This is a genomic window from Mediannikoviicoccus vaginalis (assembly GCF_928097925.1).
GTDB classification, from domain to species: domain Bacteria; phylum Bacillota; class Clostridia; order Tissierellales; family Peptoniphilaceae; genus Mediannikoviicoccus; species Mediannikoviicoccus vaginalis.
This window is the reverse complement of record NZ_CAKMRI010000001.1, coordinates 1186164-1208938: the sequence shown is the minus strand read 5'-3', so window position 1 is coordinate 1208938 and position 22775 is coordinate 1186164. Positions and strand designations below refer to the sequence as shown.

21 protein-coding genes are annotated in these 22775 nt (G+C 36.8%); 12 read left to right on the top strand and 9 right to left on the bottom strand.

Features of this window, described 5'->3' with window-relative positions:
* Nucleotides 1–5: 5 nt before the first annotated feature.
* From L6651_RS05625 to L6651_RS05610, 4 genes are read right to left on the bottom strand one after another with little or no spacing between them, the layout of a single operon-like run.
* Nucleotides 6–461 (bottom strand): ferritin family protein, encoded by a 456-nt coding sequence (locus tag L6651_RS05625; protein WP_237037017.1) that lies wholly within the window; start codon nucleotides 459–461, stop codon nucleotides 6–8.
* The gene (locus tag L6651_RS05620; RefSeq protein WP_237037016.1) at nucleotides 454–1419 is read right to left on the bottom strand and encodes a 2Fe-2S iron-sulfur cluster-binding protein; all 966 of its coding nucleotides are present in this window, start codon (nucleotides 1417–1419) and stop codon (nucleotides 454–456) included. The genes L6651_RS05625 and L6651_RS05620 overlap by 8 nt, the downstream gene beginning before the upstream one ends.
* Before the next feature lie 9 nt (nucleotides 1420–1428).
* A complete protein-coding gene (nuoF, locus tag L6651_RS05615) occupies nucleotides 1429–3300 on the bottom strand; it encodes an NADH-quinone oxidoreductase subunit NuoF (RefSeq protein WP_237037015.1) in 1872 nt (623 codons plus the stop codon).
* The gene (locus L6651_RS05610; RefSeq protein WP_237037014.1) at nucleotides 3300–3806 is read right to left on the bottom strand and encodes an NADH-quinone oxidoreductase subunit NuoE family protein; all 507 of its coding nucleotides are present in this window, start codon (nucleotides 3804–3806) and stop codon (nucleotides 3300–3302) included. The genes nuoF and L6651_RS05610 overlap by 1 nt, the downstream gene beginning before the upstream one ends.
* Before the next feature lie 182 nt (nucleotides 3807–3988).
* On the opposite strand from L6651_RS05610, the gene glpK reads away from it, so the two are divergent.
* The 3 genes from glpK to L6651_RS05595 all read left to right on the top strand — a co-directional run bounded on the left by glpK (nucleotide 3989) and on the right by L6651_RS05595 (nucleotide 6440).
* The gene (glpK, locus tag L6651_RS05605) at nucleotides 3989–5482 is read left to right on the top strand and encodes a glycerol kinase GlpK (protein ID WP_237037013.1); all 1494 of its coding nucleotides are present in this window, start codon (nucleotides 3989–3991) and stop codon (nucleotides 5480–5482) included.
* 59 nt (nucleotides 5483–5541) lie between these two features.
* Nucleotides 5542–6084 (top strand): TDE2712 family protein, encoded by a 543-nt coding sequence (locus L6651_RS05600; RefSeq protein ID WP_237037012.1) that lies wholly within the window; start codon nucleotides 5542–5544, stop codon nucleotides 6082–6084.
* Between the two features lie 170 nt (nucleotides 6085–6254).
* A complete protein-coding gene (locus tag L6651_RS05595; RefSeq protein WP_237037011.1) occupies nucleotides 6255–6440 on the top strand; it encodes a hypothetical protein in 186 nt (61 codons plus the stop codon).
* A 55-nt stretch (nucleotides 6441–6495) separates the two neighbouring features.
* Here the strand turns inward: L6651_RS05595 and L6651_RS05590 are convergent, their stop codons facing one another.
* Nucleotides 6496–7656, bottom strand: coding sequence for an amidohydrolase (locus L6651_RS05590; RefSeq protein WP_237037010.1), 1161 nt, complete (start codon nucleotides 7654–7656; stop codon nucleotides 6496–6498).
* A 127-nt stretch (nucleotides 7657–7783) separates the two neighbouring features.
* On the opposite strand from L6651_RS05590, the gene deoC reads away from it, so the two are divergent.
* The 3 genes from deoC (at nucleotide 7784) to L6651_RS05575 (ending at nucleotide 10611) form a co-directional block, all read left to right on the top strand.
* Nucleotides 7784–8422, top strand: a complete 639-nt coding sequence (gene deoC / locus L6651_RS05585) for a deoxyribose-phosphate aldolase (protein WP_237037009.1) — start codon at nucleotides 7784–7786, stop codon at nucleotides 8420–8422.
* 7 nt (nucleotides 8423–8429) lie between these two features.
* Entirely contained in the window at nucleotides 8430–9356 is a 927-nt protein-coding gene (gene rbsK, locus L6651_RS05580; RefSeq protein ID WP_237037008.1) for a ribokinase, read from the top strand.
* 130 nt (nucleotides 9357–9486) lie between these two features.
* A complete protein-coding gene (locus L6651_RS05575; RefSeq protein ID WP_237037007.1) occupies nucleotides 9487–10611 on the top strand; it encodes an aldo/keto reductase in 1125 nt (374 codons plus the stop codon).
* A gap of 193 nt (nucleotides 10612–10804) precedes the next feature.
* Here the strand turns inward: L6651_RS05575 and L6651_RS05570 are convergent, their stop codons facing one another.
* The 3 genes from L6651_RS05570 to L6651_RS05560 form a co-directional block, all read right to left on the bottom strand.
* Entirely contained in the window at nucleotides 10805–11713 is a 909-nt protein-coding gene (locus tag L6651_RS05570) for an acetamidase/formamidase family protein (protein WP_237037006.1), read from the bottom strand.
* Nucleotides 11700–12890: a cation:dicarboxylate symporter family transporter gene (locus tag L6651_RS05565; RefSeq protein WP_237037005.1), complete on the bottom strand. Its 1191-nt coding sequence runs from the start codon at nucleotides 12888–12890 to the stop codon at nucleotides 11700–11702. The genes L6651_RS05570 and L6651_RS05565 overlap by 14 nt, the downstream gene beginning before the upstream one ends.
* A gap of 103 nt (nucleotides 12891–12993) precedes the next feature.
* The gene (locus L6651_RS05560; protein WP_237037004.1) at nucleotides 12994–13566 is read right to left on the bottom strand and encodes an ECF transporter S component; all 573 of its coding nucleotides are present in this window, start codon (nucleotides 13564–13566) and stop codon (nucleotides 12994–12996) included.
* Nucleotides 13567–13761: 195 nt separating this feature from the next.
* On the opposite strand from L6651_RS05560, the gene murA reads away from it, so the two are divergent.
* The 3 genes from murA to L6651_RS05545 are packed head-to-tail and all read left to right on the top strand — an operon-like array spanning nucleotide 13762 to nucleotide 17944.
* The gene (gene murA, locus L6651_RS05555; protein WP_237037003.1) at nucleotides 13762–15027 is read left to right on the top strand and encodes a UDP-N-acetylglucosamine 1-carboxyvinyltransferase; all 1266 of its coding nucleotides are present in this window, start codon (nucleotides 13762–13764) and stop codon (nucleotides 15025–15027) included.
* Between the two features lie 36 nt (nucleotides 15028–15063).
* Nucleotides 15064–17286, top strand: coding sequence for an SF1B family DNA helicase RecD2 (gene recD2, locus L6651_RS05550; protein WP_237037002.1), 2223 nt, complete (start codon nucleotides 15064–15066; stop codon nucleotides 17284–17286).
* A gap of 1 nt (nucleotide 17287) precedes the next feature.
* Nucleotides 17288–17944: a ComF family protein gene (locus tag L6651_RS05545; protein WP_237037001.1), complete on the top strand. Its 657-nt coding sequence runs from the start codon at nucleotides 17288–17290 to the stop codon at nucleotides 17942–17944.
* Nucleotides 17945–17974: 30 nt separating this feature from the next.
* Here the strand turns inward: L6651_RS05545 and pepD are convergent, their stop codons facing one another.
* On the bottom strand, nucleotides 17975–19405 hold the full coding sequence (pepD, locus tag L6651_RS05540) for a beta-Ala-His dipeptidase (protein ID WP_237037000.1): 1431 nt from the start codon (nucleotides 19403–19405) through the stop codon (nucleotides 17975–17977).
* A gap of 144 nt (nucleotides 19406–19549) precedes the next feature.
* Here pepD and L6651_RS05535 point away from each other — a divergent pair, with 144 nt between their 5' ends.
* From L6651_RS05535 to L6651_RS05525, 3 genes are all read left to right on the top strand, one after another.
* Nucleotides 19550–20833 carry a S1C family serine protease gene (locus L6651_RS05535; protein WP_237036999.1) on the top strand — a complete coding sequence of 428 codons (1284 nt, stop codon included), beginning with the start codon at nucleotides 19550–19552 and terminating at the stop codon, nucleotides 20831–20833.
* A gap of 73 nt (nucleotides 20834–20906) precedes the next feature.
* Nucleotides 20907–22019, top strand: a complete 1113-nt coding sequence (locus L6651_RS05530) for an FAD:protein FMN transferase (RefSeq protein WP_237036998.1) — start codon at nucleotides 20907–20909, stop codon at nucleotides 22017–22019.
* Nucleotides 22020–22104: 85 nt separating this feature from the next.
* The gene (locus L6651_RS05525) at nucleotides 22105–22623 is read left to right on the top strand and encodes a hypothetical protein (protein WP_237036997.1); all 519 of its coding nucleotides are present in this window, start codon (nucleotides 22105–22107) and stop codon (nucleotides 22621–22623) included.
* The last annotated feature ends 152 nt before the right edge of the window (nucleotides 22624–22775 follow it).

Genomic DNA, 22775 nt, shown 5'->3' with positions numbered 1-22775 from the left:
TCACCTTACCAAATCTCTCTATAACCTACGTTTATATACATTTCTTCAAGTCTTGTCTTATGAAGTTTTTCCATATTCTTTAAATTTGTAAAGACTTCCTTCTTTTCCGGTTCATGAGCAGAATCGGACAAAGCTCCGTACATTATCATTGCATCTTCTTCCCTCTTTATAGCAAGGGCTATTGCATCAGGGAAACTCATGTCGACGCTTAGCTCTGGTGCGTCAAGTGTTTCTGCAATTTCATAATCGACAGGTTCACTTAAACTCATGGACTCGCCTTCATTGTCTCTGTAGGCTTCTAAAAACTTTTTGTGTTCAAGTTCTTCATTTGCCAAGTCTACAAAAGTTTTATGAAGGAGTTTATCTTCTATTTTTTCGGCGGCTTTCATGTAGAATTCATAAGAATTTTCTTCTTCGCCGATTGCAAAATCTATTACTTTTTTAAAATCTTCTTTATTCATTTTCTACCTCATCAAGTCTATTCATCTTTTCATAAACATTGTCTAAATTTAAAGCCTTTGCCCAAGTAACTTGTTCGAATTCGTTACCATCTTCGTGATAGATCTTCTTATATGGCTTTTCAGGAAGGTCAACATATTCAAGTTCTGTTAAAAGTCTTCCCCTTAAGCAAAGAGGTCTACCATTTTGAGGGTTTGCAGCTTCAACGGCAACAACCTTATCCTTGTCTATGATAAGTTTCATATTGCAACCATAGTCACATGATTTACATTTAACTTCTTTAATAGTTCTTTCCCAAGTTCTTCCCTTGCGGTAAGCTCTTCTGTCAACGAGAGCACCAACAGGACATTCTACAACACATCTATTACAAGATACACAACCAGATTTTTCTAGGCTGGTGTCATAGTCTGCAATTATCTTTGTATCAAAACCTCTGTTTCCAAACTGTAGAATATTTCTGTCAGGAACCACAGCACAAGTTCTCACGCATCTTCCACATAGAATACATTTTGATTCGTCCCTTAGTATATATGGACTGGAAGTGTCGGTGAAACCTGCCTTTTCACTACCTCTTCTGGCCCCGTCATGAACTCTAAACTTAACATCATATCTATATGCAAGGTCTTGGAGTTCACAATTACCATTTCTTGAACAGGTTAAACAGTCAGAAGGGTGATTGTCTAAGTATAGTCTTAATAGGTTCTTTCTAATTTGTACAATCTCTTCAGTTTCAGTATGAACAACCATACCTTCAGTTGCGGCGGTTGAACATGCAGTTACAAGTTTGTTGAAACCTTCAATTTCAACCAGGCACATACGACATGAAGAAACTACTGGAAGATTTTTGCTATAGCAAAGGGTAGGTATCTTTATTCCAGCCTTTTTTGCGGCTTCTACCAAATTAGTTCCCTCTAAGACTCTTACAGGTTTATCATCAATAGTTAAACTAATAAATTTCATATTTATCACCTATTTAAAAACAACTGCGTGTTTAGGGCAAACTTCCATACAATTGCCACACTTAATACATTTTTCTTGGTCTATAACATGAAGTTTTTTAACTTCTCCCTCTATACAGTCAACAGGACATTCTCTCTTACATCTAGTACATCCTATACATGCATCGGTGATGAAGTAGTTTAATAGGTTTTTACAGTGATGAGCCGGACATGTGTGGTCAACAACATGGGCTTCATACTCGTCTATAAAGTATCTTAAAGTAGATAGAACAGGGTTTGGAGCTGATTGACCAAGACCGCAAAGTGAAGAAACTTTAATTATATTTCCAAGTTCTTCCAGTCTGTCAATGTCTTCTAAAGTTCCATTTCCTTCAGTAATCTTCTCTAAGATTTCAAGCATTCTCTTAGTACCTTCTCTACATGGAGTACATTTACCACATGATTCATCAACGGTAAATTCAAGGAAGAATCTTGCAATATCCACCATACAAGTGTCTTCGTCCATTACGATCATTCCACCAGAACCCATCATGGAACCTAGAGCTGTTAGGTTATCGTAGTCAATTGGAGTGTCAAGATAGTCCTTAGTGATACATCCACCAGAAGGTCCACCGGTTTGAACAGCCTTGAACTCTTTGTCATCTATAATACCGCCACCGATATCGTAGATTATCTCTCTTAAAGTTGTTCCCATAGGAACTTCGATAATACCAGTTCTCTTAATCTTTCCACCTAGAGTAAATACTTTTGTACCCTTAGACTTTTCAGTACCAATCTTGTTGAACCAGTCTGCGCCTCTAAATATGATTTGAGCCACATTGGCATAGGTTTCAACGTTGTTAATAAGGGTTGGTTTACCCCAAAGTCCTTCATTTGCAGGGAAAGGTGGTTTATTTCTAGGAATACCTCTCTTACCTTCAATAGATTCGATAAGGGCCATTTCTTCACCACATACGAAAGCTCCGGCACCTAGTCTAAGTTCAAGGTCGAAGGAGAATTCTGTTCCCATTATATTTTTTCCCATTAAGTTAAGCTCTTTTGCCTTTTCAATACTCTTTTCAAGTAGAGCTACTGCAGATGGATATTCTGCTCTAATATAGATATAACCTTGGTGCGCACCAATAGCATAAGCTGCAATTGTCATTGCTTCTATAACTGAATATGGGTCACCTTCAAGGATGGATCTGTCCATAAATGCACCTGGGTCACCTTCGTCGGCGTTACAGATAACATATTTTGTATCATTTTGTGCATCACGAGTGAATTGCCATTTTAATCCAGTAGGGAATCCACCGCCTCCACGTCCTCTAAGTCCACTTTCCTTGATTTCGTCTATAACTTCTTGAGGAGTCATATTATTTAAAGCCTTTTCTAAACCTCTGTAACCGTCTAAAGCTATGTACTCTTCTAGAGAGTTAGGATTTACTAAACCACAGTTTTTATGGGCGATTTTCTTTTGCTTTTTATAAAATGAGGTTTCATATATTGACTTTAAAATATCGTCGGTTAAAGTTTCCTTATAGATTAGTTCCTCTATGGTATTTCCACCAATTAAGTCCTCTTCAGCTATTCTTGTTCCGTCTCCTTCTTTAAGGTATGCATAGAATTTTCCACCAGGATAAACTATTGCAATTGGACCAGCTTCACAAAGACCGAAACATCCAACTCTTACAACGTCTATGGACTTTTCTTTGCCAGCTTTTTTAATAGCTTCTCTTATTTCTTTTTCAATCACTTCTGAATGGGAAGATCTACATCCTGTATCACCACAAACAAGAACTTGTTTTTCATAGATACTGTTAACATCTTCAAAAAGATTGGACCTTAAAGCCATTTGAGGTAATGTCCTATCCTTAATTTCTAATAATTCTTTTAAGTTCATTAACTGTTCACCTCTTCTTTTTCTTTATATGAATCCAAAATCTTTTTTACGTCAGAACTTTTTAATTTACCGTAAACGTCACCGCTTATGGTCATAACAGGTGCAAGTCCACAAGCCCCTATACATCTTGTAGCTTGGATAGAGAAGTTTAAGTCAGGAGTTGTTCCTCCTACTCCAATACCTAGATGGTCACAAACTTCATCTAATATATTTTGAGCACCTCTAACGTAACATGCTGTACCTAGGCAAACTCCTATGTCGTGTTTACCCTTTGGAATTAAAGAAAATTGGGAGTAGAAAGTTACTACACCATATATTTCTGCAATTGGAACACCTGTCTTTTTTGAAATTATCTGTTGAATTTCTATAGGCAAGTATCCAAATAGATGTTGGCCCTTATGTAATATGGTCATAAGAGAACCTTTTTGTTTCTTTTGTTCGTCGATAAAGCTCTCAAACTCTACCAACTTATCGGCATTTGCTTCAAAATCAAACGCAAAGCTCATATACACCCCTCCTAGATTGTGAAAATGTTTTCAAAGTAAACGTATTCATGCCTCGTTTAGCCTCTACTCACTACTTATATTATTTCACAAATTGCGATATTTATCAACTACCTTTACGTCAATAAAGGACCTTGGATATAAATTAAATTGCAAATCCTGTATAATATAAATAGAGGTGAAATATGGAAAAGTATTTTATGGCGATAGATGCTGGAACTACTAGCAGCAGATGCATATTATTTAACGAAAGTGGAGAGGTAAAGTCGGTTTCTCAAAGGGAGATAAGACAGATTTTTCCTCGTCCTGGATATGTGGAACAAGACCCTACGGACATATGGTCCACCCAGGTAGGTTGTTGCGTGGAAGCCATGTCGAAACTTGGAATAACTTGGAGAGATATTATATCCATTGGCGTATCAAACCAAAGGGAGACTACAATACTATGGGATAAAAATACGGGAGAGCCAGTGTATAATGCCATAGTTTGGCAGTGTAGACGTACCGCCGACTACTGCGATGAATTAAAAAGACAGGGCCATGCTCAGATGATTAAAGAAAAGACTGGACTTGTTCCCGATGCATACTTTTCTGCAACAAAGATAAAATGGATTCTTGATAATGTTCCAGGTGCAAGAAAAAAGGCGGAGAGTGGGGACATTTTATTTGGAACAGTGGACTGCTATCTTGTTTGGAAACTTACGGGAGGAAGGGTTCACAAGACGGAGAAGTCAAATGCATCAAGGACTATGCTATACAATATAAAAGAACTTAAATGGGACGACGAAATATTGGAGCTACTGGACATACCAAGGGCAATTCTTCCAGAGGTTGGAACATCCGCCGGAGACTTTGGATACTCTGACAAGTCATATATGGGAGGGGAGATTCCAATAACTGGAGTTCTTGGCGACCAACAGGCTTCCCTATTTGGACAAAACTGTTTCCAAAAGGGAGATTGTAAAAACACCTATGGAACAGGTGCCTTTTTACTTATGAATACTGGAGATACTCCAGTGTACTCAGACCATGGACTGGTTACCACAATTGCATGGGGACTTGAAGACAGGGTGGACTATGCCTTAGAGGGTTCCATTTTCGTTGCGGGGTCAGCCATACAGTGGCTTAGGGACGAACTTAGAATTATTGATACATCAGAAGACTCGGAGTACATGGCGTCAAAAGTAGAAGACACCAATGACTGCTATGTGGTTCCTGCATTTACAGGACTTGGAGCGCCGTATTGGGATCAATATGCAAGGGGCGCAATAGTTGGAATAACCAGAGGCGTAAATAAATATCACATTATCCGTGCAACCCTTGAATCAATGGCGTACCTTTCAAGGGATGTTATTGAAGTAATGGAAAAAGATTTAAATGACAAACTCCATATATTAAAGGTAGATGGAGGAGCCAGCAACAATAATTTATTAATGCAGTTTCAAGCGGATATTTTGGGAGTCGATGTAATTAGGCCAAATCTTACGGAAACTACAGCACTGGGAGCAGCTTTAATATCAGCTCTTGGCAAGGGATATTATAAAAATCTTGAAGAGATAAAGCAGGCGGACATTAAAGAAGTTTCATTTAAACCGAATATGAGTGATGAAATTAGAATGGAAAAAATAGAAAGATGGAGAAAAGCCGTGACATATTCTCTATCTTGGGCTAAAAAATAAGAAAATTAGTAGTATAATATAAAGTGAAGTAATATTTGATTTGATAAGGAGAGGAAAAAATGGCAAAGAGTATTAAGACAAACTTAGATATAATAGAATCACTATTATATTTTTGGCAAGCAAGTAGTGAAGGAGAAAAGACAGGAGAAGACTACATTAGATCAGTAGCTTCTATGGATGACATGAAATATGTTTACAACGATGAGTTTACTGAAGAAGAAGCTAGAAGAGTTCTTTCTTCAATTTCAAACAGAGAACTTTTATCAGACACTACAAAGCCAGAAAGAAAATTCTGGAACAACAATATGTGGATGATGGAAGACTTAGGATTTACAGATCTTATGGTAACACCTGTAAAGCAACTTCACTCAGACAAATTCCTAGAAGTTGTAAATAACCATCCTAATAAAGACAGATACGAAAAAATAGAAATTGTATTTGTACCAGGACATTTAGATGAGTACTATATTGACGAAAACCGTCTAATTATAAACTTCTTCAAGATAATGGTTGATATTTTCGATAACGAAAAGATTACAATTGCAGGAAAACCAATGGACGACTATATTGAAGAAAAATTAATTGAATTACTAGAAAAATAAGAAAAAAGCACTGGGATATCCAGTGCTTTTTAATATGATAAATTAAGTTGTATTTATGTTGACAAAAAAACACAGGGGATTATAATAAATATAAACAAGGTAGATAATTTGGATAAGTCTAAGTTGGAAGCAGAGATAAGGGAGTATGTTTTGATTAGAAGGAGGATAATATGGAAATTTTAATAGTGTTTATACTTATTTATTCCCTAATAGCCATAGGCCTTGGAGGATCCCACTTATTTAAAAACAGAGATATGAAAACTCCAGAGGACAATATAATATTTTTATTGAACTTAATACTATTGGGGATAGGCCTTATAGGTTTTGCATCAAGCATAGGAATTTTTATTCCTTAAATATTGGTCACTAAAAAGCACCAAGCCATCACGCCTGGTGCTTTTATTTTTGAGTCTAACGATTAAAAACCACTTCCCCATCAATTAATACATACTTTACTTCCGTTTCAAGCTTCATTGGATTTCCATTTGTAATTACAAGGTCTGAGTCTTTTCCAATTTCAATTGAACCAACTCTGTCTTCAATACCAAGATGCTTAGCAGGGTTTATAGTTATTGCCTTTAAGGCTTCGTATTCGTCCATGCCCCACTTAACTGCAAGACCTGCACAAAGTGGAAGATATTCTTGTGGAATTACAGGCGCATCGGTGATTATGGAAACGTCACATCCTGCCTTTGATAAAACTCCAGGAGTTTCAAAGGTAACATGTTGCATTTCAAACTTAACAGGGTGACTTAGAGACGGTCCCACTGCTAACCTTACATTTTCCTTTGCCAGTTCCTCAGAAATTAAATGGCCCTCAGTAACATGTTCTAAAGTTATATTCAAATCAAATTCCCTTGCAATTCTAAGGGCGGTAAAGATGTCATTTGCTTGATGTGCATGGGCCTTTAGAGGAATTTCCTTTTTCAAAACTGGAATAAGGGCTTCGTATTTTGAATTAAACTCAGGTTTTTTACTATTATCAGAAGCGTTCTCTTTCTTTTCCATATATTCCTTTGCCTTATTTAAAATATCTCTAAAGTTTGCAGCGGTGGACATTCTTGTGCTAATTCCCTTTTCACGGTATACTCTCTTTGGATTTTCTCCAAATGCACATTTCATTGCAACGGGATCCTTAACAACCATATCATCTATTCGTTTGCCATAAGTTTTTATAGCCACAAAAGTTCCACCAATTATATTTGCAGAGCCAGGGCCAGTACCGACAGTTGTAACACCGCCTTCATATGCTTTTCTCAAAGATGGATCCATTGGGTTTAGTCCATCAAGTCCCCTTAGTTCTGGAGTTAAAAACTTATTAAGTTCATTATAGTCCTGCCCTTCATAGCCAATGCCAGAGCCGTCAAGGCCAAGGTGGCTGTGGCAGTCAATAAATCCGGGATAGACTTCAAGGCCATTTCCATCAATGACTTCTCCGGAGAATTCCTTTTTGAAATCGCCTTTAATAATATCTTTAATCTTACCTTCTTCAACTACAATAGAACCTAAAAATCCCTCTTTAGAATCTTTTTCTGCCATTGTATGAATATTTATATTTTTTATAAGTAACATTTTATCTTCCTTTCTATACTTCGTTAAAACCAGTTTATTACACTCTTGTGATAAACACAAGAAAGACAGGGTATAAAATTAATGTTAAAATAGAGATAAGTTATTGAAATTTAAAAGGAGAGAGAAGATGAAACTTAACAAATACATTGACCATACAATTTTAAAGGCAGATGCAAAAAAGGAAGATGTTGTAAGATATTGCAAGGAAGCAAGGGAATATGACTTTATGTCAGTTTGTGTAAACAGCTGCCATGTTAAAACTGTAAAAAAAGAGCTAGAAGGTTCCGATGTAAAGGTGTGCTGTGTAGTTGGTTTTCCTCTAGGTGCCATGGCAACTGAGGCAAAGTCCTTTGAAACAAAGCACTGTGTGGAAAATGGCGCAGATGAAGTCGATATGGTAATAAATATTGGTGCGTTAAAAGATAAAAACTATGATTATGTGAAAAGTGATATTGAAGAGGTTGTAAAGGCTGCAAATGGCAAAGTTGTAAAAGTGATTATAGAAACATGTCTACTTGATGAAGACGAGAAGAAAAAAGCATGTGAAATCGCAAAGGAAGCAAAGGCTCACTTTGTAAAGACTTCAACAGGATTTTCAACAGGGGGAGCAAAGGTGGAAGATATTAGATTGATGAAGTCCGTTGTTGGTGAGGAACTTAAAGTAAAGGCTTCCGGTGGAGTTAGAACTAAGGAAGACGCCGTGAATATGATAGATGCAGGAGCTTCAAGAATTGGAGCAAGCTCTGGAATAAATATAGTAAAGTAGGTGCGAAATGGGTAAAAAGGCAGTCGTATTTGGAAGTTTTGTAGTTGATTTAATGTCCAGGGGACCACACTTGCCAAGTCCTGGAGAAACTGTAAAGGGAACGAGTTTTACAATGGGCCCTGGAGGAAAGGGTTTTAATCAATGTGTGGCAGCCCATAAGGCTGGTGCTGATGTAACTATGATGACAAAGCTCGGTGAGGATGAGTTTTCAAAAGTATGTCTTAATATTATGGACTCACTTAAAATGGATAAAAGACATGTAATAATAACAGAGGAGAGCTCAACGGGAACTGCGCTTATAATGGTGGACGAAAACACCGCAGAAAATCAAATTCTTGTGGTTCCAGGAGCCTGTGAAAAAATTACAGATAAAGAGGTTGAAGGTTTAAAAGAGACCTTGGAAGATGTGGAATATGTCTTAACACAATTGGAGACAAATATTTCAGCCGTTGAAAAATTGGTGGAAATTTCAAAGGATGCAAATGCCAAAGTTATACTTAATACAGCGCCAATTCAAAAAATTGACGAAAATATGTTGAAGCACATTTACATGGTTACTCCAAATGAAGTTGAGGCACAAAGTCTTACTGGAGTAAAGGTCACAGACTTAAACTCTGCAGATGAAGCATCAAAATGGTTTTTCGATAGAGGCGTAAAAAAAGTCATTATAACCCTTGGACGAAATGGAGTCTATGTAAATGACGGAGAAAAATCCGACATTATCCCGGCCTTTAAAGTGGAAGCCATAGACACAACTGGAGCTGGTGATGCCTTCAATGGAGGACTTCTAGCAGGACTTAGCCAAGGTATGGATATTTGGGAAGCCTCTAAGTTTGGAAATGCAGTAGGTGCCCTTTCGGTACAAAAAGTTGGAACCACAGTGTCAATGCCTACAAGAGAAGAGATTGATGAATTTATAAATTCTAGAAAGTAGTTGAAATTTTATTGGAATATAAGGCGGCATGAAAATGTCGCTTTTAATTTGCCAATTATTAAAAAATGAAACTCATGTATAATGGTTTATAGGGGGATATGAATTTTCAAAATAATGAAGGGGGATTATTATGAAATATTTTGACATAGGAGAAGTGGAAGTTTCAAGACTTGGATTTGGTTGCATGAGATTTCCAGTAATTGATGGTGATAATGGAAAGATTAATAAGGAAGAGTCGGAGAAGCTACTTTTAGACGCCATTGAAAGAGGACTTAACTACATAGACACAGCCTATCCATATCACGAGGAGACCTCTGAAGATTTTATAGGGGAATTTTTACAAAAACATAATCTTCGTAATAGGGTACAACTTGCCACAAAACTACCATGCTGGCTAGTGAAAAAGGAAGAGGACTTTGAAAGGCTTTTAAATTTACAACTGGAAAAACTTCAAACAGATTATATCGACTTTTATTTACTACATTCTCTTGATATAAAGAGATTTAGAAAAATTGTGGATCTTGGAGTTTTAGACTTTTGTAAAAAGATTAAGGAGAAGGGAATTGTAAAGCATATTGGTTTTAGTTTCCATGACGAATACCCTGCATTTGAGGAGATTTTTAATGCCTATGACTGGGACTTTTGTCAAATTCAGTTAAACTATCTAGATATTGACTACCAAGCGGGGATGAAAGGCTACGAACTGGCAACAAAAAATAATGTTCCAGTAATTATTATGGAGCCACTTAAGGGAGGTAGACTTTCAAACCCACCGGAAGAGATAAAAGAAATGTCTAAAAAGTTTGAACCACTTTCATATTCACAAGTTGCATTAAAATTTCCACTAAGCCTTCAAAATGTAATGACGGTTTTAAGCGGAATGAATAGCCATAAGCAAGTTGAAGAAAACTGTGAAATGGCGGACAGTGTAGAATATAATAGCCTGACTGACGAAGAAAAAGAATTTTACAAGGTTTCAAGAAAAGTCTACAAAGATAGGGAAAGAATAGGCTGCACTGCCTGTGAATACTGTATGCCATGCACCGTGGAAATAAATATACCTAAGGTGTTTAGCCTGTGGAACAAGGCCTTTTTATATGACGAAGAGGATAAGAGTAAGAAGGACTATAAAGAGTATTTAAAAGATGGAGTTAGTCCAGAGGAGTGTATAGAATGTGGAAAGTGTGAAGACATCTGCCCACAACATCTTGAAATTATTAAGGGATTAAAGGATGCCCATGAATATTTAAAATAAGCCCATAGGGGCTTTTTTTAATGAAATAAGAACGGAGATTAGAGAGTGTTATTTCAATTAGAGCCAAGTAATTGAAATAAGAATTAAAAAAATGGCTCCTTATTTCAATTAAAATTGACTTACTGAAATAACAAAAAAATTAGAATAGAGATTAATAAAAGGTAGTAAGAATAACCCTACTACCTTTTTATTATTATAGATTTTCTAAAACTCTTTCCATTGAAAGAATTTCCTTTGAAATAGCCGCCCTTATTGTTATCTTAGGATCAACTAGTTGAGATATTCTCATATCCACAGCTAGACTGGAAAGGATTAGCGCATCTTCCCATGAAAGTCCAAGTGACTTTTCCATAATTGTCATTATTCCTTCAAGGGCCTGTTCGTTTGCTTCGTTTATATTTTCCTCGCTTGCAAGAACCATTACTTCACTTTCCGTTTCAAGGATTGGCCAGTTAAAGCTCTTGTTTTTTATAACTTCAACTTCTAAAGTAACTTCTCCAGGAATTTCTAGCCCTGTTCCACTAACCTCTCCATCTCCCATTACAGCATGTAAGTCTCCTAGGGCAAGCATTGCGCCTTCTACTGCCACTGGAAAATACAATGTAGAACCTTCAACTATTTCAGCTGTGTCCATGTTTCCTCCATGTCTATATGGAGTGTCGGTGGTCCACTCGCCGTCTTCCTTATGTGTTGCAACACCAATAACACCAATCATTGGCTTTATTGGAATTTTTATATCTTCAGTAAAGTACGCATATTCATCTTTCACTTCGATAATCTTTGTAGCTGGGTTTTTAACCTTGCCTCCAAGTACGCCAAAGCCAGGAATTGCCAAGGAACAGCCCTTGTTTGAAACGTCGATTTTTTTAATCTTTACTTTTAACAAATCACCTTTTTCAGCGCCTTCAATATAGATAGGCCCCGTTGCCGGGTTTAAGTTGTCGTGATTTATTTCATCAAGAACTTGATTACTATTTGTAATTTGTTGATAGAAGCAGTCGTTTGTTTCAACTATAAACTCTTCATTTTGTTTAACCTTTGCAACCTCTTTAAGGTCATTTGTAAATTTATAAATTACATTTTCTGAACTAATTCTTTGCATTATTTGCCTCCATTTTTTTAGCCTTTTTGTCTATTATAGTTACTATTGCACAGTTACCTGCAACTGAACATGCCGTTCCAAAACTGTCTTGTGCTAGATAAAGGGCAATCATAAGTGTACTTTGAGTGTCGTTAAAGCCAAGGTGAACGCTTAATAGTCCAAGGGCCGCCATTATGGCACCTCCAGGAACTCCCGGCGCCGCAACCATGGTTACACCCATTAGCAATATGAAGATTGCGATGGATCCAATACTTGGAGTCATGTTATCCATTAACATAACTGCCGTTGCAAACATTGTAATTGCAATTGAACTTCCAGGGAAGTGAATAGTTGCAGATAGTGGTATAAAGAAATCTCTAATGTCCTTTGAAGTACCATTTGCCTCTGCAGTTTGTAGTGTAATTGGGATTGTTGCCGATGATGACTGTGTTCCAATGGCTGTTACCCATGACGGAATTTGATTTTTAATAAACTGTGCAAGGGTTGGAGCTTCTTTGTTATACGCCTTTGCAATAATATACTCAAGTATGTTAGCGACTATTTGGAATACTATTACTGCAATAAATACAGTTCCATATGACTTTAAAATCTCTCCTATATTGCCACTGAAAGTCAAGTGAGCAAATATTCCTGCTATATACCAAGGTAGAAATGGGATAATGGATTTTTCAAGTATCATATTTATAATTTCGTGAAATTCATTGAAGATACCCTTTATCTTTTCCGCCTTTAATACAGAAATTCCAATTCCTAAAACGAATGCAAGAATAAGGATGGAAGTTATATTTGCAAGGGGTGGCATCTCTATTTCAAAGAATGGTAAAAGGTCTCCCATCTCTGAGATAGCTGAAGTTCCAGAAAGATTTAACATCTTAGGGAATAGTAGTTTAGACACTATATATGCCACAACTCCCCAGAGCACTGTGGAACCATAGGACATAAATACTGAAAAGCCAAGTATTTTTCCTGATCCGCTACCAAGGTCAGAAATACCTGTAACCACGAATGCAAGAATAATAAGAGGAACTATAAAGTTAAGATAGTTACCGAAGATATCTATAACTGTTATAATGCCTCGCATAAGCACTTCTGGAGCAAATGTTCCAATTATAATTCCTGCAATTACACCAATAATGAGTTTAGGTAATAAACCCAGCTGAAATTTTTTCTCTTTCATAACACACCTCTTTATAATAATTTAAGCACATTGCTTTACTTTACTATAACATAATATTCTGTTACAAACAAATAAAAAGTTGGCATGGATAGCCATACCAACTTTATTTTATTAAAGATTTTTTTAATGGTGGAACTATAAAACCAACTATTACCGATGTGGCAAGTATTTCCAGAGGTAGATTTGAAGCTGCAACGCCAAGTAATACCTTGCCTGCGCTTGCGGAGTTAAAGGCCTTTGCGATTTTTGGAGCATATAAAATATAGCCCATGCCAAGGACAAACACAGTGTTTACAATGGCACCAAGGCCTCCAACTATAAAGGGAACAAAGAATTTTTCCTTAAACTTTGCATTTAAACCTCTAAATGCAAATCCAGTAATCACTCCAATTAAAATCCTTGGTAAAACCGATACCAGTGGATTTATAAACATGAAGTAGAGAATGGATGAAGGAGCCGTAAGGTTTGTGAAGAGTGAAAATAGTCCAAATACAAGGCCCACCAAGCCACCTATGAGAGGGCCACAAACTATGGCGCCGATTATGGTTGGTATATGTAATGTGGTTACTCTAATCACCCCAAATGGAATATAGCCCAGTGGAGTTAGTCCAAATAAAATTGTTATTGCTGAAAGAAGTCCCAGTATTGTTAAGTCTTTTGTGGATAATTTTTTCATTTTGCCTCCTATAATAGAAATAATTTCATAAAATATTATAGCAGATATCCTTTGAAAAAAATTTAAAAACATTTAATTGGATGAAAAATTAACATAAATATAATGATATTTAAAGGATAAACAAGGGCTAATGTGTTATTATTTAGTCTATGTGGTATAATATTAGAAGTTAATTAGATAATTTTTGGAGGAAAAGTGGAAAGAATAGTAGTAAGTAATAGTGGTCCATTATCCGGAAGCGTAAAGGCCTCTGGAGCGAAGAATGCTGCACTACCTATTATTGCGGCATCGCTTTTAGGAACAGAGCCAATTATTTTGGAAAATGTACCAAAATTAAGTGATATTGGAGTAATTTTAAAAGTATTAGAATCATTAGGTTCTAAAGTTAAATATTTAGATGAAAACACCGTTGAAATAGACTCTTCAAACTTAATAAGCCACGAGGCACCTATGGAACTTATGAATAGAATGAGAGCGTCATTCTTAGTAATGGGACCATTACTAGCAAGAAGAGGAGAGTCAATGACCTATCTACCTGGCGGATGTGCCATAGGTAAAAGACCTATAGATCTACACCTTAAGGGCTTTAAGGCACTAGGTGCAAAAATAAATGATAGCATAGACAGAATAGAAGCCGTTGCAGAAGATGGACTTAAGGGAGATGTTATCTATATCGACTTCCCTTCAGTTGGGGCAACACAAAACATAATGATGGCGGCGACTTTGGCAAAGGGCGAAACAATTATCGAAAACGCTGCTAAAGAGCCAGAGATAGTTGACCTTGCAAACTTTTTAAATAAACTTGGTGCAAATATAAAGGGCGCAGGTACTTCAGCGATTAGAATAAGAGGTGTTGAAAAGCTCGGTGGCGGGCAACATGCCATCATACCTGACAGGATAGAAGCGGCAACCTATATGATTGCGGCGGCTATGACAAGGGGCGACGTTACGGTGGAAAACTGTATTCCAAGCCATGTTATGCCAATTGTGGCAAAGCTTAAAGAAGTTGGATGTAAGGTATATGTAAATGAGGACATGGGAGTTATTAGGATAATAGGAACTGAAGACCTAGTTGGTACAGATATAAAAACTCTGCCATATCCAGGCTTCCCTACCGACGCACAGGCACAGTTTATGGCACTTCTAACCACAGCTAAGGGCCAGTCCATGGTTACTGAAACCGTGTTTGAAAATAGATTTATGCATGTGGATGAGCTTCTAAAGATGGGCGCAATTATTGCAACAGACGCTAGAGAAGCCAGAATTGCAGGTGTTCCAACCCTTAAGGGAGCTGAAGTTAAAGCTACCGACCTAAGAGCTGGTGCGGCGCTAATACTTGCAGGGCTTTATGCAGAGGGAAAGACCTATGTATCTGGTGTTGAACACATCGACAGAGGATATGAAGACATTGAAGGCAAGTTAAAAAATCTTGGAGCAAAAATAGAAAGAATTAATGAATAGGCGGGGGAAACCCCGCTTTTTTAAGATGGGATTATTATGGAATTTGAAGGCATAGTAGAAAATATTATATTCAAAAATCAAATGAATAACTATACGGTTTTAAGGATGAAGACCGACGATGGAGAAATAGTTGCCGTTGGGTATATAGAAAATATTAAGGTTGGAGACAGCCTTGAAGTGGAAGGAGAACTAATTTACCACGACAAATATGGTGAGCAAATAAGTGTAAATAGTTGTCATGTTACGGAAGGATCTTCCAAAGTTTCAATTATAAAATATCTATCCTCCGGCGCCTTTCCTCACATTGGCCCCGTTATGGCAAAGCGAATCGTAAATAGATTTGGCAAGGAAACGCTAAACATAATCAACGAAACGCCGTCAAGACTTCTTGAAATTGAAGGGATAGGCAAGAAGAAGTTTGAAGATATTGAGCGTGCCATAAATGAGCAAGCAAAGAGCCAAGAGACCATTATGTTTTTGCAGGGACTGGGAATTACACCAACACAGGCCCAAAGGATCATAAAGGAATATGGCGATGACACTACTACGCAGATTAAGACAAATCCCTATGCACTGATTAATGATGTTTGGGGAATTGGATTTAAAAGGGCAGACGAGATTGCCCTAAAGACGGATATTAAAAAAGATTCTCCATTTAGGGTAAAGGCCTGCCTTTCGTACTTTTTAAATAACGAGGCTAATTCAAATGGCCACTGCTACATGCCCTATGAATTTACCCTTTCAAAAGTATGTGCCCTACTTGACCTTCCAAGGGAGGAAGTGGAAGAACATATTGCACCGGCTGTCTTTGATGGAACAATGGTTTTAGACGAATACAATGGGGAAAAGATACTTTACACCCCACATCTCTACGAGTCGGAGCTAAAGGTGGGAGAATCCTTCGGAAGGCTTTTGACGAACGAAGACATCTTTACGGGAATAGACTGGGAGAAGGAAGAGAAAAAGATTTTAAAAGACAAATCCATTACCTATGATGAAGAGCAGATAAATGCAATTAAATATGCCTGCACTGAAAATATTCTTGTAATTACAGGAGGGCCGGGAACTGGAAAGACCACCATTGTAAAGCGTATTGTGGACATCTACAACGAGCACAAGTTAAAGGTTTTACTTGCAGCACCAACGGGTCGGGCGGCAAAGAGAATGGAAGAGACTTCTGGCGTGGAGGCAAAGACAATCCATAGATTACTTGGTTACACTCCAGTGGATTCCGGCAGAGGAATGATATTTGAACATAATCAGGAAAATCCTTTAGAAGGGGACATACTTATAATTGACGAAGCTTCCATGATAGACTTAATCCTTTTGGAAAATTTATTAAAGGGAATTTCATCAGAGACAAAATTAATATTTGTAGGTGACATTGACCAGCTGCCATCCGTTGGAGCAGGTAATGTTTTAAAGGATATAATCGACTCAAATTTAATAAAGACGGTAAAATTAAAAAAGATTTTCAGACAGGGACAAGAGAGTAATATAGTTCTTAACGCACACAAGATAAATAAGGGAGAATTTCCAATCTTAAATGAAAAGGGAAAGGATTTTTATTTTATTGAAGAAAATAATCAGCTAAATATAAAAAAATCCCTACTGAAACTGGTATCAAAAAGGCTTCCCGACTTTTACAATATTGAGAGTATTGAAGACATACAGGTGCTTACGCCAATGAAAAAGACTAACATAGGGACAGTGGAACTCAACAACAGCCTTCAAGAAGTGCTAAATCCAAAGACTCCCGACAAAGAAGAGTTTGTTAAGGGAGATAGGATATTTCGTGAAGGGGACAAGGTTATGCAAATAAAGAACAACTACGAAAAAGAATGTAAAAATTTGCAGGGCCAGGTCACCCAGGGAGTGTTTAACGGCGATTTTGGAATGATAAAACACATAGACAGCTACTATGACAAAATAGAAGTCCTATTCGACAACGACAGAACAGTTTCCTATAGCTACAACGAAGTGGATCAGCTTTCCTTAGCTTACGCCATAACCATACACAAGTCCCAGGGCTGCGAGTTTCCAGTGGTTGTTATTCCAGTTGGTCCAGGGCCATATATGCTAATGACGAGAAATTTAATCTACACAGCCATAACAAGGGCAAAAAAACTTGTTGTAATGGTGGGAGACAGGAGATACTTAGGCGCAATGATACAAAACGAATATGTGGTCAATAGAAACTCCACACTAAAAAAGAGGATTGAAGAGTATTACAGTGTTTATGCGGGGATAGGAAAATAATATGTTTAACTTAATCGACCTTTTATTTCTTCCAAAAAACACCTGTTATTGTTGTAAAGAGGAAGAAACTAACGACTATATTTGCCATGACTGCATAAAGACATTGGAGAAAGTAGAAGACTTTAAGACGATTGAAGGCTCCACTTGCTACAGCCCCTACCTCTATGCAGGCCATATTGAGACAATGTTGAAGGCCTATAAATTTAAGGAGCAAAAATATTATGGAAAATTATTTGCAAAGCTTCTTGCTGACTTTTATATTTCCAAGAATTTAGACTATGACATATTAGTTCCACTGCCATTATCTAGGGAGAAGTATTTAAAAAGAGGCTTTAATCAATGTGAGTTAATCTGTGACTTCATGTCAAAACGTATATCAGTTCCTGTAAATAAAGAGATTTTATTTAAGGTAAAAGACACCAAGGACCAACATCTCCTTTCAAAGTCAGAGAGAAGCAGGAATTTAAATTCCGCCTTTGAAGCAAGGACAATAGAAGAATTACTAAATAAGAAAATTTTAATTGTAGACGACTTACTAACATCTGGCTATACACTGCAAGAGGCCATAGTTACACTTAAAAAAGCAGGTTATAAAAATATTGATGCAATGGTAATTGGTAAGGCAAAACCGGAAAGTATTTTTAAAAGTGGAAGATAAAAACTGTTGAGGTATTCCCCAACAGTTTCTTTATTTTGCATAACTTAAAGTTGTTACCAGTTCCTTTAAAAATTTCCACACTCTATTTACGGAACTTATATCCACCCTTTCCTTTGGAGTATGCACGTCATGCATGGTTGGTCCAAAACTTATCATATCCACATCTGGAAGATGTTTTTTCAAAATGCCACATTCTAGACCACAGTGTATTGTATGGATGGTAGGATTTTTATAATAAATTTTCTTATATACATCAATGGCAATGTTTTTTAATTTCGAGTTTTCGTCATGTTCCCAAACAGGGTAGCCTCCGTCATCCGTAAGTGTAAAACCAAAGGCATTTACAATGATTTCGTAGGTTTTTCTATATTCATAAAGGGAAGAAGTCACTGTGGAACGAAGGAGCGCCACAAGGGATATGGAATTTCCATCCTGCGTTAAAACCCCATTGGAGATGCTCGTTTGGACACGGCCCTTAAATTCTGGGTCCATGTAGATTACTTGCTCTGGAACCGCCATTAGGCAGTTTAAGATATCTTTCTGACATTCAACAGTCCATACCTTTTCAAAAACTTCTTCAGACCTTTCAATATCTATCTTTGTAAGTGGGTCTGTGTTTCTATGTTCAAAGACAAGGGTCCTCGCCCTTTTTTCTATTTCATTAACCGCGTCAGGAGAAGCATAAAAATATACCTTTCCATATGAAGGAATGGCATTTCTCTTATATCCCGCCTTAACATGGGCAATTTCTACACCCTCAACGCCATGAAATAGCCTTGCAAAAAATTTAATAGAATTTCCCCTAAAGTTTTCTATTTGCATTCCAGAGTGGCCGCCCTTTAATCCGTATATATGCATGGTGTACAGGTCTTTTAGAGTTGGCTCTTTAAATTTTAGTTCCTTAGTGGAAGTCATTGTATAGGCGCCGGCACAACCAACAAATAAATCCCCTTCAAGCTCGCCGTCCATATTAATAAGATACTTTCCGTCAAGGTCTTCACCCTTAACCTTTGATGCTCCACCCATACCAAGTTCCTCCATGGTGGTGAGAAGTATCTCTAGGTTTGAGTGGGGAATGTCGCTATCTAAAATAGCAAGGCAATAGGCAACGGCAATGCCGTTATCTGCGCCAAGGGTGGTGTTATCTGCAGAAAGCCATCCATCCTTAACCTTTAACTTAAGAGGGTCCTTTAAAAAGTCATGCTTTGAGTCCTCAGTCTTTACACAGACCATGTCCATATGGCCTTGAAGTATTATTGTGGGGCCATCTTCAAGCCCCTTTGTTGCAGGCTTTTTAATTATTACATTGTACACATCGTCCCTCTTTGCATAAAGGCCTCTCTTTTTTGCAAAGTTCAACATATACTCGCTTATTTCTTTTTCGTTTTTTGATCCCCTGGGAATATTACTTATCTCTTCGAACCAGTGAAGCACATCCTCAGGTTCTATACCTTCTAACATATTATCTCCTATAATTTTATTTCTTAATATTATTGTACATCAATTTAATACATATGTTAAAACTAAAATCAGAATCAATGGGTATAAATGTTTAAGACAAGTTAAAGGAAACTAATATAAACTAAAGTCAATGAGGTGATAAGAATGAATGATGATAGATTCGGAAATGACGAATATGATTTCAATAACGAAAGAGATGAAAACAGATATTATTATAATACGGGAGAGTCTGAATATTACAATGGAAATTATGGAGACCCCTCTCCTACTATGGATGATATTAGAAAAGTTGTAAGAGAAGAAGTAAAGAGAGTTCCTAAAAAGAAGACTCCATGGCTTAGAATAATTATTATTACGCTATTATTTTCAGTGTTGTCCTCCATGGGCACAGCTGTAAAGGTAAAGGAAATTGTTGAAGCGGAATATGGAAGGACAAGTCAAAGTGGAGAAGCTACAAAGACTACCATAAATGTAAAGGGCGATGAAAATGTTGAAAATGCCATTGCAAAAAAGGCAATCCCTTCAGTTGTGGGAATTACTACCATAACCCAATCAAACGATATATTTAACATGAATAAATATGTTGAAGGGGTAGGATCTGGAGTAATTGTAAGCTCTGATGGATACATCCTTACAAACTCCCATGTTGTTGGTAATGGAAGAGCAAAGGAGATGACTGTAGTTTTCAGCGATGGAGAAAAGACTCCTGGAAAACTTATTTGGCAGGACGAAAGCCTAGACCTTGCTGTAATAAAGGTTGAAAAGACAGGCCTTCCTGTAATGGACATTGGTGACTCTGACAAGGTTTCAGTAGGGGACAAGGCTGTTGCCATAGGAAACCCACTTGGTCTAGATCTACAATCTACACTAACGTCAGGTTATATCTCTGGACTTAATAGAACCATAAATATGGAAAACGGCTCGTCAATGGACGGACTAATCCAAACAGACGCCGCAATAAATGGAGGAAACTCCGGTGGTGCATTACTAAATGCCAAGGGACAACTAATAGGAATAAACACTGCCAAGGCCAGTGGTGGAGAAGGTATAGGATTTGCCATTCCAATTAATATTGCAAAGTCAATTGTAAATGAAATCAAAGAAAAAGGTAATTTTGAAAGCGTAAAACTTGGTATTCAAGGCGTAGATTTAAAAATCTATGAAAAGTACTTCCAAGTAAATACCGGAGCAGAAAATGGAGCTGTAATAATAAAAGTAGAACCAGCATCTCCAGCAGGAAAAGCAGGCCTTCAAGCAAATGATATAATCCTTAAAATTGGCGACAAGGACATAAGTGGAATGAATGACATTAGAAAGGCACTTTTAGATTATAGAATTGGCGACGAAGTTGAACTTGAAATTTTGAGAAATGGAAATAAAGAAAAAGTAAAATTAAAATTTGAAGAATTTATGCAAACTGAAAATTAGAAAAGGGCGTAGAGATACGCTCTTTTTTATGATTTTTTATGATTTTAAGCTATAATAAAAGGGAGGTGAATTTATGAAAAGGAAAATAATACCATTATTATTAATTTTTACAATTGCATTAACAGCTTGTGGAAGCAAGCAAGATAATATTAAAGATAGTGAAGTGAGATGCACTGTGGCAACAGAAGAAAGTGCTCCAGAAGAGCTAGAGAAACATTCAAATACCTTCTTTGATGTATTTGATACTGTAATAGACTTTGCTGCATATACAGAGAGTGAAGAGGAGTATAACAAGTATTACGACCTTGTTAAGTCTGAGTTTGAAAGACTTCACAAACTCTACACCCACTTTGACGACTATGAAGGCATAAACAATATTAAGACCATTAATGATAACGCAGGAATAGAACCTGTAAAGGTTGATAAGGATCTATTTGACCTTATAAAGTTTTCAAAGGATTTGACCGAAAACTATTCTGATAAAACAGACATGGCCTTTGGACCGGTTTTAGATGTGTGGCATAAATATAGGGAAGATGGACTAAAGAACCCAGATAGCGCAAAGGTGCCAACCATGGAAGAGCTTGAAAAGGCAAAGGAACATATTGATATCAACAAAGTAATCTTAAACGAAGAAGATTCTACAGTGTTTTTAGAAGAAAAGGGAATGTCCTTAGACCTTGGTGCCACATCAAAGGGCTTTGCATCACAAATTGTCATGGACAAAGTAAAGGAAGCAGGATGTAAATATGCCATCCTTTCAGCGGGAGGAAACATCATTGCATTGGACCGTCCAATGATTGAAGGCAGAGACATTTGGGCCATAGGAGTTCAAGATCCAGATATTGATGGAGAAGAGGACAAAGAGCCTATCGAAGTTATTAGAGGAAATAACATTTCCGTTGTAACCAGTGGCGACTACCAAAGATTTTACACCGTTGATGGAAAGAGATACGCCCATATAATTAACCCTGATACACTACAGCCGGCGGACAAATTTAAATCTGTAACCATAATTGCAAAGGACAGTGGCATTGCAGACTATCTTTCAACTACACTGTTCATCTTGGACCAAGAAGAGGGACAGAAACTTTTAGAAAAGTTTGATGGAGCTGAGGCAATGTGGGTTTATAAAGATGGAACTACAAAAGAAACAGAAGGTTTTATAGAATATACAAAAAATTAGAGGCTTAGCCTCTTTTTTTGTGGAGAATTTGCCAAAACCTTAAAATGCTTATATAATATACACAATCTAATAACTAGGAGGAGTTATGAAAAAAGATATTAAACTTAGGAATGTTATATTTCCAATTTGGATGCTTTGGATGCTTCCACCGGTTTGGCTTGTGGTCATTCCAGCAAATATTATAATAGATTACTTGGTTTTAAATGGAACATTAGAATACCTTAAAGTGGAAAATAAAAAGCAAGTACTTTATGGCGTGTTAGCAAAGACTGTAATAATTGGATTTTTAGCAGATATAATTGCGTCAATTCCACCTATCTTACTAAATATAGTCTTCTCTCCGGAATATGACACAGACCTTGGAAAGTGGTGGCAAAAGAATATAGACCCGATGAACTATATGCCATATAAATCCATAATAGCAGTTATAATACTTTTAATTTGCGTTATCCTTGGAGGATTTTTAATATACTATTTCAATAAAAAATTCATCTACAAGGACATGGACTTAACAGAATGTGAAAAGTATATACTTGCAAGAAACATGGCACTTATTACGGCACCATATTTATTTTTAGTACCAACAGCGTGGTTTGTTAAATAAATGTAATAAATTTTATGGGGGGGGAATTAAAAGTTTATTTATCAAATTAAATGAATTTCTATTCTATTAAACTAGCTAGAATAGGAATTCTTTTTTTATTATTCAATAATATAATGGAAATATGCAAAAAATCGTTAATTAAATTATATAGC